Source organism: Croceicoccus sp. (genome assembly GCF_983967925.1).
In genome coordinates this window covers 35,256-52,869 of sequence record NZ_CFETID010000001.1, presented here as the reverse complement: position 1 = coordinate 52,869, position 17,614 = coordinate 35,256, and the positions used below count along the sequence as shown (strand labels likewise).

The 17,614-nt window shown below is 66.5% G+C and carries 20 protein-coding genes; 2 read left to right on the top strand and 18 right to left on the bottom strand.

Features of this window, described 5'->3' with window-relative positions:
• The first annotated feature begins 298 nt into the window (after positions 1-298).
• Positions 299-1,615: a helix-hairpin-helix domain-containing protein gene (locus AC4FIJ_RS00290; RefSeq protein WP_490334726.1), complete on the top strand. Its 1,317-nt coding sequence runs from the start codon at positions 299-301 to the stop codon at positions 1,613-1,615.
• A 57-nt stretch (positions 1,616-1,672) separates the two neighbouring features.
• Here AC4FIJ_RS00290 and AC4FIJ_RS00285 read toward each other — a convergent pair whose 3' ends face one another.
• Genes AC4FIJ_RS00285 through AC4FIJ_RS00200 form a run of 18 tightly spaced genes read right to left on the bottom strand, consistent with a single transcriptional unit; the run spans position 1,673 to position 16,482 of the window.
• Entirely contained in the window at positions 1,673-2,068 is a 396-nt protein-coding gene (locus AC4FIJ_RS00285; protein ID WP_490334725.1) for a flagellar export chaperone FliS, read from the bottom strand.
• Positions 2,047-3,483 carry a flagellar filament capping protein FliD gene (gene fliD / locus AC4FIJ_RS00280; protein WP_490334724.1) on the bottom strand — a complete coding sequence of 479 codons (1,437 nt, stop codon included), beginning with the start codon at positions 3,481-3,483 and terminating at the stop codon, positions 2,047-2,049. The genes AC4FIJ_RS00285 and fliD overlap by 22 nt, the downstream gene beginning before the upstream one ends.
• 30 nt (positions 3,484-3,513) lie before the next feature.
• Positions 3,514-4,656 (bottom strand): EscU/YscU/HrcU family type III secretion system export apparatus switch protein, encoded by a 1,143-nt coding sequence (locus tag AC4FIJ_RS00275; RefSeq protein ID WP_490334723.1) that lies wholly within the window; start codon positions 4,654-4,656, stop codon positions 3,514-3,516.
• Positions 4,653-5,429, bottom strand: coding sequence for a flagellar biosynthetic protein FliR (gene fliR, locus AC4FIJ_RS00270; protein ID WP_490334930.1), 777 nt, complete (start codon positions 5,427-5,429; stop codon positions 4,653-4,655). Before fliR ends, AC4FIJ_RS00275 begins: the two co-directional genes overlap by 4 nt.
• Before the next feature lie 5 nt (positions 5,430-5,434).
• The gene (locus tag AC4FIJ_RS00265; RefSeq protein ID WP_490334722.1) at positions 5,435-5,710 is read right to left on the bottom strand and encodes a flagellar biosynthetic protein FliQ; all 276 of its coding nucleotides are present in this window, start codon (positions 5,708-5,710) and stop codon (positions 5,435-5,437) included.
• A gap of 13 nt (positions 5,711-5,723) precedes the next feature.
• Complete coding sequence (gene fliP / locus AC4FIJ_RS00260) at positions 5,724-6,476, bottom strand: flagellar type III secretion system pore protein FliP (protein ID WP_490334721.1); 753 nt, start codon at positions 6,474-6,476, stop codon at positions 5,724-5,726.
• Complete coding sequence (locus AC4FIJ_RS00255; protein WP_490334720.1) at positions 6,473-6,751, bottom strand: flagellar biosynthetic protein FliO; 279 nt, start codon at positions 6,749-6,751, stop codon at positions 6,473-6,475. The genes fliP and AC4FIJ_RS00255 overlap by 4 nt, the downstream gene beginning before the upstream one ends.
• A gap of 5 nt (positions 6,752-6,756) precedes the next feature.
• A complete protein-coding gene (gene fliN / locus AC4FIJ_RS00250) occupies positions 6,757-7,035 on the bottom strand; it encodes a flagellar motor switch protein FliN (RefSeq protein WP_490334719.1) in 279 nt (92 codons plus the stop codon).
• Between the two features lie 13 nt (positions 7,036-7,048).
• Complete coding sequence (locus AC4FIJ_RS00245) at positions 7,049-7,945, bottom strand: FliM/FliN family flagellar motor switch protein (RefSeq protein ID WP_490334718.1); 897 nt, start codon at positions 7,943-7,945, stop codon at positions 7,049-7,051.
• A 5-nt stretch (positions 7,946-7,950) separates the two neighbouring features.
• Positions 7,951-8,514 carry a flagellar basal body-associated FliL family protein gene (locus tag AC4FIJ_RS00240; RefSeq protein ID WP_490334717.1) on the bottom strand — a complete coding sequence of 188 codons (564 nt, stop codon included), beginning with the start codon at positions 8,512-8,514 and terminating at the stop codon, positions 7,951-7,953.
• Positions 8,515-8,555: 41 nt separating this feature from the next.
• Positions 8,556-9,734 carry a hypothetical protein gene (locus tag AC4FIJ_RS00235; protein ID WP_490334716.1) on the bottom strand — a complete coding sequence of 393 codons (1,179 nt, stop codon included), beginning with the start codon at positions 9,732-9,734 and terminating at the stop codon, positions 8,556-8,558.
• Positions 9,735-9,774: 40 nt separating this feature from the next.
• Positions 9,775-10,194: a hypothetical protein gene (locus tag AC4FIJ_RS00230; protein ID WP_490334715.1), complete on the bottom strand. Its 420-nt coding sequence runs from the start codon at positions 10,192-10,194 to the stop codon at positions 9,775-9,777.
• Positions 10,191-11,516 (bottom strand): FliI/YscN family ATPase, encoded by a 1,326-nt coding sequence (locus AC4FIJ_RS00225; RefSeq protein WP_490334714.1) that lies wholly within the window; start codon positions 11,514-11,516, stop codon positions 10,191-10,193. Before AC4FIJ_RS00225 ends, AC4FIJ_RS00230 begins: the two co-directional genes overlap by 4 nt.
• Entirely contained in the window at positions 11,510-12,109 is a 600-nt protein-coding gene (locus tag AC4FIJ_RS00220; protein WP_490334713.1) for a FliH/SctL family protein, read from the bottom strand. The genes AC4FIJ_RS00225 and AC4FIJ_RS00220 overlap by 7 nt, the downstream gene beginning before the upstream one ends.
• Positions 12,096-13,112, bottom strand: coding sequence for a flagellar motor switch protein FliG (fliG, locus tag AC4FIJ_RS00215; protein ID WP_490334712.1), 1,017 nt, complete (start codon positions 13,110-13,112; stop codon positions 12,096-12,098). Before fliG ends, AC4FIJ_RS00220 begins: the two co-directional genes overlap by 14 nt.
• Positions 13,112-14,803 carry a flagellar basal-body MS-ring/collar protein FliF gene (gene fliF / locus AC4FIJ_RS00210; protein ID WP_490334711.1) on the bottom strand — a complete coding sequence of 564 codons (1,692 nt, stop codon included), beginning with the start codon at positions 14,801-14,803 and terminating at the stop codon, positions 13,112-13,114. Before fliF ends, fliG begins: the two co-directional genes overlap by 1 nt.
• A gap of 3 nt (positions 14,804-14,806) precedes the next feature.
• The gene (fliE, locus tag AC4FIJ_RS00205; RefSeq protein ID WP_490334710.1) at positions 14,807-15,166 is read right to left on the bottom strand and encodes a flagellar hook-basal body complex protein FliE; all 360 of its coding nucleotides are present in this window, start codon (positions 15,164-15,166) and stop codon (positions 14,807-14,809) included.
• Positions 15,154-16,482, bottom strand: coding sequence for a sigma-54 interaction domain-containing protein (locus AC4FIJ_RS00200; RefSeq protein WP_490334709.1), 1,329 nt, complete (start codon positions 16,480-16,482; stop codon positions 15,154-15,156). The genes fliE and AC4FIJ_RS00200 overlap by 13 nt, the downstream gene beginning before the upstream one ends.
• Before the next feature lie 248 nt (positions 16,483-16,730).
• Here AC4FIJ_RS00200 and AC4FIJ_RS00195 point away from each other — a divergent pair, with 248 nt between their 5' ends.
• Positions 16,731-17,555 (top strand): flagellin N-terminal helical domain-containing protein, encoded by an 825-nt coding sequence (locus tag AC4FIJ_RS00195; RefSeq protein ID WP_490334708.1) that lies wholly within the window; start codon positions 16,731-16,733, stop codon positions 17,553-17,555.
• The last annotated feature ends 59 nt before the right edge of the window (positions 17,556-17,614 follow it).

The window sequence follows — 17,614 nt, the reverse complement described above, 5'->3', positions numbered from 1 at the left end:
GCATCATCGCATCGGGCGACAGGCATGGCCGGTGAACACCGGTCGGGGCGGGCGGCGTTAACAGATATAGCCTGCACAAATCCGCCGCGGGCTTTTCCGCCCGGGTTCCGGTAGCGATACCTACAGCGCATCCGGGCTGGCTTTCCAATCCATGGGGTTTGGCCCGATAGTCATGGCTTTCCGTCCGGCGGAAACTCGCGCGGTCCTGCCGCCGGGGACTTTCCGCGTCTGCCGATGCCCGTCACCGGGCATGCCGTCATGCCGGAATCCCATCGCGGCTTTCAGCAAGGAGGGCGTCATGTTCGAAGTGGGAGTTCTGCCGATCCTGTTCTGGATATTCGTCGGCATCGCAATCGGCGGCCTGATCTCGTGGTTGATGGGCGGGCGGACCGACACGGCATCGGCGCTTTCGGTGCGCGACTTCGAAGGGAAGACGGTTAGCGTCAAGTACGAACGCGACACGCTTGTCGACCAGCTTGAGGCGATCGAGGGCATCGGTCCCAAGATCGCGGACCTGCTGCATGAAAATGGCATCCACCGCTTTTCGCAGATTGCTGCGATGGACCCGGTCGAGATTGCGGACATATTGCGCAGGGGCGGCAGCGAATTCGCCATTGCACGGCCCTATTCTTGGCCGTTTCAGGCTCGCTTGCTGGACAATGGCTGGCTGAACGAATTCGTGAAGGTCAAACAGGACCTGCGCGCCGGACGCCTTAACGTGAAGGCCGTGCGCGGGATCGGCGAGCCGACCGCGGAGCGCCTCGGCATGCTGGGCATTACGTCCGTCCCCCAGCTTGCCGATGCCGAAGTGGAGAAGCTGACCGGCCAGCTCGTGCAGGCGGGCGATGACGTGACCGTGGGCAATGTCGGCAATTGGATCGACCAGGCCCGCCGCCTGCTGATGGGCGACGGCACCAGCCTTGCCGCCGCGCTGGGCGTCCCTGCGGCGGTCCTGTCGAGACGAACCGGGCGCACCTACAAGGAGCAGCACGTCGTTTCCGGCCCGATCGTCGATGCCGGCCCGCTAGCGGCACTGAGCGCGACCGCCAGCGGAACCGGGCGTCCTTCGCTGCTGCCGTTCTGGCTGGGCCTGATCGGCGCAGCCGTCATCGGCCTGCTTTCCCTGCTGGGTATGGGCGGTGCGAGAGAGGCAGAGATTGCCGCAACCGCCGCCGCGCCCGAAGGGACGCGGGTGCTCACCACCGATCTGGTCAGCGACACGCTGTTCGACACCGACAGCGCGGTGCTGACCGACGCGGGCAAGGCAGCCATCGACGGAGAGATCATCGCCAAGGCGCGCGGCACCAATGTTCGCGGTGCAAGGATCGTCGGCCATGCCGATGTGCGCGGCGACGATGCGGCCAATCTGCTGCTGTCTCAGGAACGCGCGCAGGCGGTCGCCGACTATCTGCGCGAACGCGCGGTGGCAGAGGGGATCGACTGGAACGGCCGCACCGTGCAGGTCTTCGGCGCGGGGGAGAAATTCCCCAATCCGTCCGCCAACACGGCCGAGGATTGCGCCTCATTCACGGCGGCAAACGCCGATCCGGTTGCGGCAGGCGAATGCTTTGCCCCCGACCGCCGGGTGAGCGTGGACCTGTTCGTCGAAAGCTGACGTTTCTCCATTCCGACAGGCCCGTTTCCGTCGCGGCGGGAGCGGGCCCTTCGCATGTCAGCCGCCGCTCAGCGCGGCATGGATGTCGATGAAATCGCGCCGGATGTGATCCAGCCTTTCGGCATCGAAATCGACCGCACAGGACAGGATCGAGGAGCGCGCGCGGCTGTAGAGATCGCGCATCGCCAGCACCACAGGGTCGTCGCCCGACAGGCCCATCTCCAGCGCCAGCAGGCTAGACACCGCGCGCGACAGCGACCGGCTGCGCAATTGCGGATCGCCGATCTCATGCACGTGGATTGCGGTGCCAAGCGCGCCGGTCAGCTGCTCGAAACAGATCCAGACCAGCTCCTGCTGGCTGGCCCCGTGGACGCGCGCGTCGAATTCGACCTGCCGATAGGCCTCCGCCGGATGGACCCTGCCGGACAGCATCAGCCCTTGTCCGCGTTCCATGCCGCGATCTGGTTCTCCAGAAAGCTGAGCGTGGACTGAAAGCCCATGATCCGGCTGTCCGACACCGCAAAGCGCGCCGCCAGCCGTGCGCGGGTCGCTTCCTGATCCTCGACCAGTTCGGCCTGATCCTCGCCGACTTCCAGAAGCTGTGCATTATAGCGCGAGATCGAACCGCCCAGACTGGACGGATTACCGACCGCGCTGGTGCTGCGCGACAGCGAATCAAAGGTGGAATAGATGCCGCTGATGCCCGTGGTGAACATGGCGGCGACGCCTTCGGGATCGCGCTTCATCGCGTCGGTCAGGCGCTGGGTATCCAGCTCGAACGTGCCATAGCGCGTGATCTTGAGTCCAAGGTCCGACAGCGTGCGTGCTTCGCCTTCCGCCGCGCCGGGCATGATGACCCGCCCGGCCAACGCCGAGAAATTCTGTCGCAGCGCCCGTGCGCCCGGATCGCGGGCAAGGTCGCCGGTCTGCGGATCGGTGGCCTCGTTCAGCACGGCGGCAATCTCGTTCAAGGCGGATGTCAGGTCCTGCATCGCGCCGGTGATCGCGGTCGAGGGATCGGCAAAGCGCACGGTTGTCGGCGCGCCGATATTGGTGGCGGTCAGGTTCAGCCTGACACCCGGAATGGCATCGGTCAGCACATTGGTCGCCGATTGCTGCGCCAACCCGTCGATCTTGACCAGCGCGTCCTGCCCCTGTTGCAACAAAGTGCCGCTTCCCGATCCGGGTTGCCATGCCAATGCAGAGAGGCCCGGATTGGCGCCGTCCTCGGCCACATCGATGACGAAACCGCTGGCGGCCCCCTCGGGCCCCTTGATGACCAGCTTTGCCCCGTCCACCGTGTCCGAGACATAGGCCGTCAGCCCCGCGCCGGATGCGCTGATCGCCTGCGCAGTCTGCGCCAGCGTCGCGCCCGGTGCGATGACGATATCGACCGCGGCTTTCGCCGTATCCTCGGTAAATGCGCCGACATCGACGGTGCCGAAGCGGATCGTCATCGTTCCCGCGCCCACGACCGCATCGCGCGAGGCGAAACTGCCGCTCGCCAGCATCTGGCCCTGCGCCAGTCGTTCGACTTCCAGCGAATAGGTGCCCGTGGGCTGGCCGGTGCCCGACAGCGTAGCCTTGGCCACACCGGCGGCATCGACGGCAGGCTGCGCGGACAGATCGCCCATGCGCACCCTGTCGCCCAAAGATGTCGCAAGGCTCAGCATCATGCTCTTGATGTCGGACGCGGCCGAGATCTGCGCCTTCAGCGTCTCGGACTTGGCCGACAGACGGTCGATCCGGCCGGCATATTGCGCGGCGGCAAGGTCGCTGGCCAGCTTGGCCATGTCGATCCCGCTCCCCGCACCCAATGCGGTGATAAGGCTACTGGTGGCGGAGGGAGTGGCGCTGGTCGATGTCATGATGGCATTAACGGCTGCGGAGGCCGGGATTTAAGGGCGTTTGGCCGAAGGACAGCCCTCGGCATCGAAATGCAGCGATACCGGCAGGTCCACCTGCGGCGCGCGCGGCGTTTCCCCGCGCTTCAGCGAATAGACAAAGGCCAGCAGCGAGGCGACGGCGGCATATAGCTCGTGCCGGATCACCTGCCGCTCCTGCGTGGTAAAATAGACCGCGCGCGCCAGCAGCGGATATTCCAGCACCGGAATGCCATGTTCGGCGGCCAGATCGCGCATCGCAAGCGCCTTCTCGTCACGCCCCTTGGCCAGCAGCAGCGGCGCGTGCGCCTTGGCCGGATCATAGCAGAGCGCGACCGAGAAATGGGTCGGATTGGCGATCACGAATTGCGCCTCGCGCATGGCGGGGGCCAGCGCGCCCGCGGCCAGCTTGCGCTGCCGGTCGCGCATCGCGGCCTTCTGTTCGGGCGAGCCGTCGGATTCCTTGTGCTCGTCGCGAATTTCCTGAAGGCTCATCATCAGGCGCTTGTTGCGGCGGAAAAGCTGCACCGGCAGATCGAACAGCGCGATGATCAGCAGCCCCGCGCCCAGCCAGAACACCAGCGAGATCAGCGCGTCCCACGCAAAGCCCAGCTGCTGCATCAGCTCGCCGCGCCCCAGCGAGGCGAAACCCTGATAATGGCTCTTGCCCCATGCCCATGCGATGGCCATCAGAAGCGTGACCTTGGCAAGGCCCTTCGCCATCTCGATCAGCCCGTTCGGTCCGAACATGCGCTTCAGCCCCGACAGCGGGTTCAGGCGCGATCCCTTGAAAGTCAGGTTCTTCGCCACCCAGATCCCGGTTCCGAACCCAAGCTGAGATGCGATGGACGCCGCGATCACCACCAGCCCCAGCACGCAGACCGGCGGCAATAGCGCGATCAGCAGCGCCATCATCGCGCCGCCGGGATCGAATTGCTGCAGATCGGCGCGGTTCCACGACAGGCCAAGGCGAAGCGCGCTCGACAGGCTGTCCAGCATCCATCCGCCCGCCCACAGCAGCCACGCGCCGCCCACCAGCATCGCCGCCGCCGTCGCCAGTTCCTTGGACCGCAGCACATCGCCGTTCTGTGCTGCCTCGCGCTTGCGCTTGTCGGTCGGCGCGAATGTCTTTTCGCCCGCGGTCTGCTCCCCGCTCATGGCGTGACCAGTTCCGCGGTCGCGATGACGGCGGTGGTGGACAAATCGGCCAGCTGCTCATGCAGCACCGGCAGGCTGGCGATCAGCGCGGCCAGCCCCGCCAGCACGCCCAGCGGCAGGCCCAGCGCGAACAGGTTGAGCGAAGGCGCGGACCGGCTGAGCACGCCCGTCACCACCTGCGCCATCAGCAGGACGAAAGTCACCGGCAGCGCGATCACCACGGCGCTGACGAACATGGTGGAGCCAAAGCCCAATATCATGCCCGACCGCTCCGGCCCGAACCACGGCGCGCCCGGCGGAAACGCGCCATAGCTTTCGACCAGCAGGCGGATCCAGTGCAGATGCGCGCCCAGCGCCAGGAAGATCAGCGTCATCACCACGGTGAAATATTGCCCCAGCGCGGGCGATTGCGCGCCGCTGCCGGGATCGACGGCGGTGGCCATCGACATGCCCATGGTGCCCGAAATCATCTCCGCCGCGATGACGGGCGCGGCAAAGGCCATCTGCAGCATGAAGCCCATGGCAAGGCCGATGAAAACCTCGCCCGCCACGATCACCATGCCGCCCACCGACAGCATGTCGGCAGGGGCCTGTATCGCGGGAAACCACACGCACAGGAAAATCGCGACCGCGCCGCCCGCGATCACGCGCACCTGCGCGGGCACGCTGCTCGCGCCGAACAGCGGGGCGGCGGCCATCGCCGCGCCGATGCGGGTCATGACGAAGACCCAGCGCCAGAACTCGGCCTCGATCCCGCCAAGGCCGAAATCCATCTGAATCACTGCGACACCTGCGCGATTTCGGTAAAGATCTCCTGCGCGAATTCGACCACCAGCCCCATCATCGCGCCGCCCAGCAGCACCAGCACCAGCGCGGTGATGGCCAGCTTGGGCACGAAGGTCAGCGTCTGTTCGTTCACCGATGTCGCCGCCTGGATCAGCCCGATCAGCAGGCCCACCGCCAACGAGGCGATCAGCACCGGTGCGGCGACCAGCGCGGTGATCCACAGCATCCGGTCGGCCAGCGCCAGCAGCGGCATGACTTCGCTTTCCATATCGCGGCGCTCCTTACGCAAAGCTCTGGGCGAGCGAGCCCATCAGCATCGCCCATCCATCGACCAGCACGAACAGCAGCAGCTTGAACGGCAGCGAGACGATCACCGGGCTCATCATCATCATGCCAAGGCTCATCAGCACCGACGACACGACAAGGTCGATGACGAGGAAGGGCAGGAACAGCATGAAGCCGATCTGGAATGCGGTCTTGAGTTCGCTGGTGACAAAGGCGGGCAGCAGGATCGAGAAAGGCACCGCCTCCGGGCTTTCGAACTTGGGCGCATTGGCGATATCGGCGAACATCATCAGGTCGCGCTCACGCGTCTGGCGCAGCATGAAGGCGTGAAATTCCTCGCCCGCATTGGCGATGGCGGTTTCGGCGGGGATCTGGTCCGCTGCATAGGGCGCGATGGCGCGCGTGTTCACCTGCTCGATGGTCGGCGCCATCACGAACAGCGAGAGGAACAGCGACAGCCCGATCAGTACCTGATTCGGCGGTGATTGCTGAAGACCCAGTGCCTGCCGCAGGATCGCCAGCACGATCAATATGCGGGTAAAGCTGGTCATCATCAGGATCAGGCTGGGCAGGATCGTCAGCAGCCCCATCACCAGCAGCAATTGCAGCGACAGGCTCAGCGAGCCGCCATTGCTGGCCTCCAGAGACCCGAACGCACGGTCCAGCGCGCCGGGGATCGCCTCTTGCGCGGCGGCGGGCAGGGGCAGGGTGGCCGCGGTGACGGCCAGCCAGATCGCGGCGCGCTTCATCGTGCTTCGTCCCCGGAAATGCTGCGCGCGGGCGCTTCGGCCAGACGGGTCAGCCCCGTGCGCGATGCGGAGACGAGGATCTCGCGCCCATGAAACTCGATCACCGCCAGCTTCAGCGAGGGCGAGAGCATGGTCGTCTCGATGATCCGCGCGCTTTTGCCCTGCACGGGTCCTCCGACGCGGTCCTGCATCTTTTTGGCCAGTTTCAGGCAGCCCCATGCCAGCAAGCCGATGGCCGGCAGCATGATCGCCAGCTTGAGCAGATATTCCAGCACCGCGCTCAGGCCTCCGCCGGATCGGCGAGGGCAGTGGCGGGTTCGTGGCCCTCCATCTCGACGATGCGCAGCGCAAAGCGGTTGCCCTGCACGACGACTTCGCCGCGCGCGATACGGCGGCCATTGACGGCGATATCGACCAGCTCGTCGGTCAGCCGGTCGAGCGGCACCACGCTATCCTCGCGCAGCGCCATCACCTCGCGCAGCGGCATCAGCGCGCCGCCCAGTTCGACCGAGAGGCGGACGTCGACATCTTTCAGGAAATTCAGCGGATCGGATTGCATCTTTATGGGTCCTTCAGGAAACGGAATGGGCAAAGGCGCTGGTGATCTGCAGCGCGACGCGGTCGTCGATCTCGCCCACGGTGCCATGCGCGACGATCTTGCCGCCCAGCGCCAGCGGCACGCTGCGCGCGACCGAAACGGGAATGAGATCGCCCGGCTTCAGCCCGCTGAGGCGCGACAGCGGCATGCGCATGTCGATCAGCGTCGCCTGCAGCCGCAGCGGAATATCGGCAAAGGGCGCGTCCTGCGGCCCGATGGCGGAGCGGCGCGGCCTTTCGGCATGCGCCTCGGCCAGCAGTTCGGCCATGGCGGGGCGCATCGACAGCAGGACGGTCCAGGGCTGCGTCTCGCCGCACTGGATGCTGAGCGCGATGCGGTGAACATGCTCTTCGCGCGCAAAGGCGCGAAGCATGGCGGGATCGCTCTCCCGCCGCCCAATGGTCAGCGCAGCCATCCCGCCCGCAGGCGCAAGCGCGGCAACCGCATCGGCCAGCGCACGTTCAAGCCGCGCAAGGATCGATTGGCCCGAAAGCGGCAGCGCCTCGGGCAGATCGCCCGTAATCCGTCCGTCGCCGCCGAACGCGCGGTCCAGCAATTCGAAAACCGCCCGCCGGTCGATCGACAGCACGAAATCGTCGCTGGTTGAGGCCGACAGCACCACATGGCTAAGGCTCGCATCCTCTCCTTGCAGCATGTCAGCCGGACTGCCGTTCGCGATGTCGCCGCAGGACGCGGCAATGCGCACATCGTCGCAGAACGCCGCCATCAGCCCCGGCAACACCTGCGCGACCCGGCGGCCAAAGCGCGACAGCCCCGCTTCGTGATCGGGCGGCGACCGGCGCGGCGCGGTCAGCTCCGGGCAGTGCTGCGCGGCAATGCGCTCGGCTTTGAAGGAAAGGCTCTGGTCCATGGCAATCACTGCACGATGAAGCTGCGGAAATAGACCTGGTCGACGCCGCCAAAGCCTTCCTGCGAGGTCAGCTCGTCATTGATCGCGGCGGTCAGCCGCTTGCGCAGCGCCTGCTTGCCCTCGATGCTGCCAAGCTGCTCCTCGGGCGTGTCGGCAAGAACGGTCAGGATCGAGGACCGGATCGCCAGTTCGTGCTGCTGCATCCACATCAGCACGCGCCCGTCGCGGCGGGTCGACGCGGCAAGGCTCAGCTGCACCAGCCCGTCCGATCCTTTCAGGTTCGAAGTGAACGGATCGGCAAAGCTGTAATAGGCCGTGCGATATTCGCTGCCCCCGTCGCCATGGACGGCGGCCACTTCCTCGCCCTCGGCAGCGGGGTAGGGGTCGCTGTCGCCCTTGCGCACCAGCCGGGGGGTGTTGTCCTCTTTCGCATGCGAAGGGATCATCCCGCCCGCCATCATCGCATAGGCTCCGCCGCCGCCGGCCGCGACCAGCGCGACGGCGCCCATCACGATGAACAGGCGGCTGCCGCCCTTCTTCTTCTTTTCGGATGTGTCTGGCTTGCTCATGTCAAAATCACTCTTTGCAAATTCGGGTCGGATGAATGGGTTCAGGCGTAGAGGCCGGAAGGCCGCTGCTTCGGCTCGCCGCGATCCTCGCGCTTGTCGGGTCGGCCCGGCTGTTCCCGCGCGGCGTCATGCGGCGCGTCGGGGCGGGGCTGCGAACGTCCTTGTCCGGTGCCTTGCTGGTTGCCGGTCTGGGCACTGCCGGTCTGGCTATGGGCCTGCTGCTGGTCCTGCGCCGCATGATGGCGCGGCTGTTCCTCGCCGCGCTGCTGTCCGAACAGGTTCGCGTCGGCGGAGCGCAGCGCGGCATGGGCGGCAGGCGCGAATGCGGCATCGCTGCTGGCGATCTGCGCCGACATGCCGCTGTCCTCGCGAGTCAGGCGGACCGCCAGCGGACCGAATTCGGCATGCGAGATCGTGGCGCGCACGGGACCCGCATGGCCGCTCTCGCGCGCATGGGCGATGGCCTGCACGAGCTCTTCCAGACGCTGCGATCCCTGGAACGCGTCGATGCGGTCGGGAAGGGCGGCGGAGGCAACGGCGACCGGCTTGGCTTCGTGCACAGGTGCAGCGACCAGTTGCACCTGCATGTCGCCGCCGCTGCGGGCGGTAAGGATCGTCGCCTGCGTTTCGCTTCGCTGGACGGTCGGCGTGGCTGCGGGGCGTTCGCCTTGGGCAGTTTCGGCATTCTCGCCTTCGGCTGGCTGCCTGTCCGGCGACGAACCATCGGGTAGCGCGAAGGGCTTCACTGCGGCGGCAGAGCCAGGCTGGACGGCTGCGGCCATGCGTGCCGGAATGTCGGTCGGCAGCGCCGTGCGCGGTGCCGCGGCAATCACCGGCTTGTCCGCCATTTCGCGGGAAACGACCGCCGCCAGCGCGTCCGGCAAGCCCTTGCCGTCCGTCTCCGAAAAAGGAGTTGCCGCTATCTCACCCGGCAGAGCAATCGTGAAAGCCGAGTCTATCGGTTTCGCCTGCGGCAGAAGGGGAAGCGGCAAATTCTTGCCGGTCCCTCCGGCAGCCGGTGCCGCCTCGGCCATGGCCGGCGCGGCATCCGGCAGAGCCGCCGCCGGCGCGGCCATCAAACCGATCAGCTCTAGAAACGGCTGAAATGCGCCGTTCTCGCCTTCATCGCCGTCAGTGCCCCCCTCGGCAACTGCCGCCCCATCGGCAGGAGTGGCCACAGAGCGAAGGGCGGAAAGCGAGATAAAGGGCAGGGCATTCATGGCGTCGTGATCCGCATGGCAAAGGTTCGCCCATCACCATTCAAGTTCTGTGCCAGTTTCTCCGTCTTGCAGAAGCTTCGGCGGGCTTTTCAGCGGAGAGAGCCTTGCGCTGCGCCTCCACGCGCTCGCTCACATGCGACAGGCGGCGGTCGGCGGTCAGCAGCTCGCCGCGCCGCGCATCGGCTCGCGACCGGGCGATGTCGATATCCTGCTCGGTCTGGCGCGTCAGCCTGCCGACACCGTCGACAAACGCGGTTATGCGCCGCAAATCGCCGCCCTCCATGCCAGCTTCGGCAGTGCGATAGCCGCCCGCCATGTCACGCGTCCTGTCGCGCAGGGTAAGCAGCTGGCCCAGCGTGCCCTCGGCCTCGGCCATCTGCATGGCCGCGCTGCGCCGCGCCACTTCGCGCACGCGCTCCAGCCGTTGCAGGCGGCGCAGGATCGCCGGATCGGGTTTCACGACGGCGCAGGCGAGATCAGCGCATGCAGCCGCTCCACGCTGTCCTCCAGCGAGCAGCCTTCCTCGACCGATTGCGCCAGAAACGCCTGTATCGCCGGCTGCATCGCCATCGCCCGGTCAAGCTGGGCGTCCGCGCCCGCGCGATAGGCGCCCATCAGCACCAGATCGCGGTTCGCTTCATAGGATGCGCACAATGCCCGCAAGGCCATCGCATCGGCGCGGTGCCGGGGTTCGGCGACATCGCTCATCACCCGGCTGAGCGATGCGCCCACGTCGATGGCGGGATATTGCCCGCGCTGCGCGATGGCCCGCGACAGCACGATATGCCCGTCGAGGATCGCGCGCGCCGTGTCGACGACGGGATCGTTCTCGTCATCGCCGTCCGCCAGCACGGTATAGATGCCGGTGATCGACCCGCCGCTCTCCGCGCTGTTGCCCGCACGCTCGACCAGTCGGTTGATGGTCGCCAAAGCCGATGGCGGATAGCCTCGCGCCGCGCCGGGTTCGCCCAGCAGCAGCCCGATCTCGCGCGCGGCATGAGCGACGCGGGTCAGGCTGTCCATGATCAGCAGCACGTTCAGACCCTGCGCGCGGAAATACTCGGCCTGGCTGACGGCCAGCTGCGCCGCGCGCAGCCGCAGGTTGGGCGCGTGATCGGCCGCCACGGCGATGGTGATCGCCCGCTGCCGCTTTGGCCCCGCCATATGCCGCGCGACAAAGCCCGAAACCTCGCGCGCGCGCTCGCCGATCAGGGCGAAGATCACGATATCGGCATCCGCGCCATGCGCGATCATGTCGATCAGCACCGACTTGCCCACGCCCGATCCGGCCATGATGCCGATGCGCTGGCCCTGTCCCATGGTCGCCAGCGCATTGATCGCGCGCACCCCGCAATCGAATCCGCGTGTCACGGAACTGCGATCCAGCGCACCGCTACGCCTGCCGCCGCAGGGCCAGAATGCCGCCGCGCGCACCGGCGGTCCGCCGTCGATGGGATGCCCTTCGCCGTCCACCGCCCTGCCCAGAAAGCCTTCGCCCACCGGCACCATGCCCGGTCGTCCCTCGGGATAGACCCGCGATCCGGGGCAGAGCAAAACGCTGTCGCCCAGCAGCATCATCAGCGTACGCCCGTTGCGAAAGCCGATGACCTCCGCCGTCATATCCTGTCCCTGCGTCTGCTCGATCCGGCACAGGCAGCCGATGGGCAGCGACAGTCCGGTGACTTCCAGCAATCCATTGTCGCATGCCGCGACCCGCCCGAAACACACGGGGCCGGGGGAGAGCGCCGGGATGTGAGGAGCCAGAACCTCGACGTTCAGCACGGTTTCAACGCTTCCGCGATGGCCTTGCGCCAGGTCGAGGGGCCATCCTCGACCCCGCCATCTGCGCTTTCCACCCGAACCTCGCCGCGTTCCAGCGCGGGGTCAGCGCGGATCGTCAGCGTTCCGGCCAGTTCAGGATCGATAAATGCGATATCGTCGGGGTGCAGATGAACGACGCGTTCTTCGGCCTCGCGTAGCATGGCGAGGCAGGCGGCGATCCGCCGGTTCAGCGCGGCTTCGTCCAACGCAATCGGCGCCAGCGTCTCGCTGCACAGCGCCAGCGCGATGTCGCGCAGCCGCTGTGACAGCCACCGCTCGTCCTCGCTGCCGATGATCTGTAGATGCGCGCCCAGTTTCTCGCGCGCCGCATCTTCGCGGGCCGCGATTTCCTCCGCTTCGGTCATGGCCGACTTGCGGCCTTCCTCGAAACCGCGGGCAAAGGCATCGCTTTCGATCCGCTGCCGCTCCGCCAGATCGCGTTCGCGCGGATCGGGCGGCTGCGGCGGACCGCCAAAGCGGACGGCGGGACGGAAACCGCCGCTGCCCGCCAGCGTGTCGAGCCTGGCTCTACGCGGAGCGTCAGACGAAATCATCGTCGCCCGATCCAAAGCTGATCGTGCCCGCTTCCGACAGGCGGCGCGCGGCGGCGATCATCTCACGCCGCGCGGCATCGACATCGGCAAGCCGCACCCGCCCGCGCTCTTCCATCTCGTCGCGCAGGCCTTCGGCGGCGCGTTCGGACATGGCGGCGAAGAACACTTTCAGATCGTCGTCCTGCAATGCCTTCAGCGCCACCACCAGCACGTCGCTCTCGATCTCGCGCAGCAGCGTGCCCATGTTCTGGCGGTCCAGCTTGAGCAGATCGTCGAAGGTGAACATCTCGTCCTCGACCTTGCGGGCAAGTTCGGCGTCGAATTCCTGGATCACCGGCATGATGCGGCGCTCTGCCGCCTTATCGGAATTGTTGATGATCTCCGCCGCCTCGCGCGGGCCGCCGATCTTCAGCACCGCCTGTCCGTGATGCTCGGCAATGCGGCGTTCCAGCACTTCCTCAAGGATGGCCAGCGCATCGCTGCGCACGGGCCCCAGCGTCGCTACGCGGCGCACGACCTCGCCCTGCACATCGTCGGGCAGCTGATGCAGCACCTTGGCCGCGATCTGCGCTTCCAGCTGGACCAGCAGCACGGCAATCGCCTGCGGATGCTCGTCGCGCACCAGCGGGACCAGCGATTCCGGCGTCAACCAACGGATCAGCTGCAGCGGGGAAGGGCGGACCTGTTCGGGCCGGATCCGCTGCATCAGATTGTCGGCCTTCACCGATCCGACCGCGCGGGTCATCAGGCTGCGCACCTTGCCGATCTGGTCATGGGTCGAGAGCTGGCTGTGGCCGATGCGGTCGATGAAATTCATCAGCGCATCGTCCAGATCGCCGCCCTCGACCTGCTCCAGCGCGCAGAGCCTGTTGCCCAGCACCTGAAGCTCTTCCGGCTCCAGCCGGGACAGCAGTTTCGCCGCCTGCTCTTCTTCGAGGATCATCACCATCAGCGCGGCGCGGGTTGCGGCATCGCCTGCGGGCGCCGTCATCATGTCGCTCATCAGATCGCCTCCGGAACCGGGTCATTGCCGCGACTGCCGCCAGTAGCGGCAGGCTTGTTCCCCAACATGTCGCGCAGGGCCGCCAGCGCATCTTCGGGCTTCTCCTCGATCAGCTCGCGCGCCAGCCCGACCTTGCGGCTCAGCTCGTCACGGCGAGCGGCAGCATCCATGATGGCAAGCAGCTTGCCGTCACCTTCCGCCGCGGCACCCCCCGCCATGTCCTGCTGGTTCTGCAGCGCGGGCACTTGCGCTTCTCTCCGTTCCTTCAGGCTCTTTAGGAACGGGCGCAGGCCCAGCAGGACGACCAGAAGCGCGATTAATATGGCCCCGCCAATGCGGAGAAGCCGTGCGAACCAGCCGGTTTCGTAAAATGCGGCGCCGCCGGCCTCGACTGCTTCGAAATTGCGGGCGATCACGGTCACCTGATCGCCGCGTTCGGCATTCGCGCCAACGGCAGAGCCGATCAGCGTCTTGATGTTCTCGATCTCTTGCGGGCTGGCATCGCCCAACGCTTCCTTGCTGAGCGCGACCGCCACCGACAGCCGCTTGACCCCGCCCGGCGCGCTGTTGGCGACCGATACCTCGCGTCCCAGTTCCCACGTGCGGCTCGCGCTGCTTTCCGCCGCGCCGCTGCCGCCCTGCGTCACCTCGCCGCCCTCGGGCGCGCGGTCCTGCGCCTCGGCCGCGGGGGGAGGGGTGTTGGACAGCGCCCCCGGAATGCCCGCCGCATTGCCCGCGGCAGAGGACTGGCTGTTGACGACGTTCTCGCTGCGCAGCGCGCCGTTGCGGTCATAGCTTTCGCTGGCCCGCGTCACCTCGTCCATGTCGATCTCGGCCTGGATCTCGCTGGTGAAATTGCCCTCGCCGAACATCGGGGTGAGGAGATGCGCGACCTGCGTGCGCAGCTTGTCCTCGATCCGCGCCTGCAGATCCAGCCGGTCGTCGGTCTTCAGCACCGGATCGGACAGCAACCGCCCCTGCTGGTCCGCCACGCGCACCGCATCGACCGACATGCCCGGCACCGATGCCGCGACCAGATTGACGATGGCGCGCACCTGCGAATCCGCCAGCTGCCGCCCGCGCCCCAGCCGCACCATCACCGAAGCGGACGGCGGCGTATTCTCGCGCACGAAGGCAGAACGCTCGGCCTCGGCCAGATGGACGCGCACGCTTTCCACGCCGTCGATCTCGGCAATGGTCATCTGCAACTCGCGCTCGCGCGCCACGCGCAGCCGTTCGCCTTCCATCGTCTTGCTCGCGCCCAAAGGCAGGCTGTCGAGCATCTCGATACTGCTGTCGGGCGCGCCGATGGATGTGTTGGAAGCCGCAACCATGCGGGCGCGGTAGAAATCCTCCTCGTCCACGGTCAGCACGCCGGTCGCATTGTCGATGCGCCAGTCGATGCCCTGCGCGTCGAGCAATTGCGTCACCTCGGCGCGTTCCGCATCGCCCAGATCGGAATAGAGCATGCGCTGCGGCGCGGGCGACAATTGCGCCCATGCCAGCGCCGCCAGCCCGACCGCGCTGACCGCGATGAAGGCGGGCATCATGCGCTGCACCGGCTCCTGCGCGGCAAAGCTGCGCAGCCGGGTCAGCACGGGACCGCCCGAACGGTCGAACAAGGGCGCCGTCAGGGTGACAGCGCGCGAACCAAGCCCCGGCTGCGGAACGGCGGGAAGGGTCTCAGCCATCTATCAGACCCCCATCCGCATGATGTCCTGATAGGCGGACAGCAGCTTGTTACGAACCTGCAGCGTGGCCTCGAACGCAACGCCGGCTTCCTGGCGGGCCAGCATCACCTGCGCCACGTCGGTGACTTCGCCGCGCTGATAGGCGGCGCTGACGGTATCGGCCTTCGTTTGCGCGGCATTCACGCTGCCCATCATCGCCTGCAGCGTCGCATCGAACCCCTGCGCCGGACCGGCAGCGCCAGCAGCGGCAGCCTCCGGCGCGTGGATGCCTTGCAGCGCGTCGCTGCGATTGATGATCTGGTTGCGCAAATCGATGATCTGCTGGACGCTCATGGCAGAGCCCGCACCGCTTACCGGCGACATTGCACGCCTCCGCTGGCACGGCGCTCGATCTCGACACCCGCCTCACGCATCGAGGCGAGGCGATAGCGCAATGTCCGTTCCGAAATGCCCAGCCGGTCGGCGGTGCGCAGGCGGTTGCCGCCGCATTCCTCCAGCGCTTCCAGAATGGCGCGCATTTCGGATTCCTGCTTCACGCTCGACAGGCAGGCTTCCTCGCGGGCAGCCGGTTCATGACGAACGGTCTTCAGCGGAATGACCCGTGCGGTCTCGCGCGGTTCCTCGCGGAAAAGGGCGCGGGCAGGGGCGCGGTCGAACATGATGTGGTTCGCGCCAATCGACGGCGCGCCATCGGCCAGCAGCAGCGCGCGGCGGATCACGTTCTCCAGCTCGCGCACATTGCCCGGCCAGTCGTGGTCCTTCAGCATGGCGATGGCGCTGTCCGCGATGCAGGGCACTGGGCCGATCGCGGGGCTGTGACGCATCACCATGGCCTGCGCCAGCAGGGCGATGTCCTGCGGGCGATGCTCAAGCGCTTCCAGACCCAGCGGAAACACGTTCAGCCGGTAATAGAGATCCTGCCGGAACCGTCCCTCGGCCACTTCGCGCGACAGGTCGCGGTTGGCGGCGGCGATGATGCGCACGTCGACCTTGACCGGAACGCTTGCGCCGATGGGCACGACTTCCTGTTCCTGCAAGGCGCGCAGCAGCTTGGCCTGCAAGGCCAGCGGCATCTCGCTGATCTCGTCCAGCAGCAGGCTGCCACCGTCGGCGGCGCGGATGAAGCCCTCGCTTGCTGCATTAGCCCCTGTGAACGCGCCCTTCTGGTAACCGAACAGCATGGCTTCCAGCATGGTTTCGGGCATGGCGGCGCAATTGACCGCGATGAACGGCTTGTCCGCCCGCGGGCTGCGCGAATGGACGAAGCGGCTCAGCACTTCCTTGCCGGTGCCGGTGGGGCCATTGATCAACACGGGAATGTCGCTTGCCGCGATGCGCTGGGCAAGGGCGAAGACCGCAAGGCTTTCCGGATCGCCCGCGATGGGATCTTCCGGCCCCGACATGGCGCAAAGCGCCGCAGCCAGCGCGCCGTCCGACATCGCATCTTCATAGGTGACCGCAACATGGCGCGCGCCCTTGCGGATGATGGACAGCTGCTCGCCGCGCGACAATTCGACGACGCGGGCCCGCGGCGGAGGAGGCGTATCCTCTGCTGCATCGCGGACGAAAATCTCGCCTTTGCCCTCGGCAGCAAGCGTGATGCCGCAGATGGCCGACATTCTCTGTATCAGCGCGCCGTGACGGGCACGCGCATTCTCGGTGTATTGAACAGCGGACACCAGGTTCCCCCCTTAATGCTGCAACGTTCAAGGCCGCTATTAAAGGGGGGATCGGAAACGAATTCCGCGAAACGATTAGGGAAAACCACCTAGTCGTTAAGCATTACATCCGAACCGGACCGAAATTTGGATCCCGCCCCTTAAACTCCCGCCGCATCGTCCGCTTTTCCCCGTGGCAGCCAGGCAATTGGGGCTTGGCCGACCGGGAATACTTCAGACCAGGAAGTCTCAAGACCAGGAGTTTCACTATGTCCGTAATCAATACCAATATCGCCGCGATGAAAGCGTCGAGCGCCTCCGTCTCGGCCAACCGCCAGCTGGGCACCGCCATGGAACGCCTGTCGACCGGCAAGCGCATCAACGGCGCCAAGGACGACGCGGCAGGCCTTGCCATCGCCACCAAGATGACGTCGGACGTGCGCGCCATGAACCAGGGCATGCGCAACGCCAATGACGGCATCGCCCTTGCGCAGACGACGGAAGGCGCGCTGAACGAAGTCACCAACATGCTGCAGCGCGTTCGCGAACTGGCCGTCCAGTCGAAGAACGGCACCTATGTTGCCGCCGACCGCACCAACATCCAGGCCGAAGTGACCGAGCTGACCGCGCAGATCGGCGACGTTCTTGCCAATACGCAGTTCAACGGCGTCGCCCTCTTCAGCACCGATGGCGCGACCGACGTGACCTTCTCGATCGCGACCGGTGCAAAGGCGACCGACGTCGTCACGCTGACCAGCAAGGCGCTGGACATCACCGACATGGATGCGGCCGCGCTCGACGTGACGACCGCCGCGCTGTCCGCGACGACGATCACCAATGTCGATGCGGCCCTGACCGACATCTCCGCCACCCGCGCCACGCTGGGTGCCGGCCAGAACCGTCTGGAAAGCGTCGTAAACAATCTCGCCACCAACTCGACCAACCTGTCGGACGCGCGTTCGCGGATCGAGGATACCGATTATTCGGCCGAAACGACCGCACTGGCCAAGGCGCAGATCCTTAGCCAGGCCTCGACCGCCATGCTCAGCCAGGCGAACCAGAGCCAGCAGAACGTGATGCAGCTGCTCCGCTAAGAAAGGGGGCGTCGCCCGCGTCACTTCCCCCCGATACGGGCGATCGTTCAGGCCCGGCG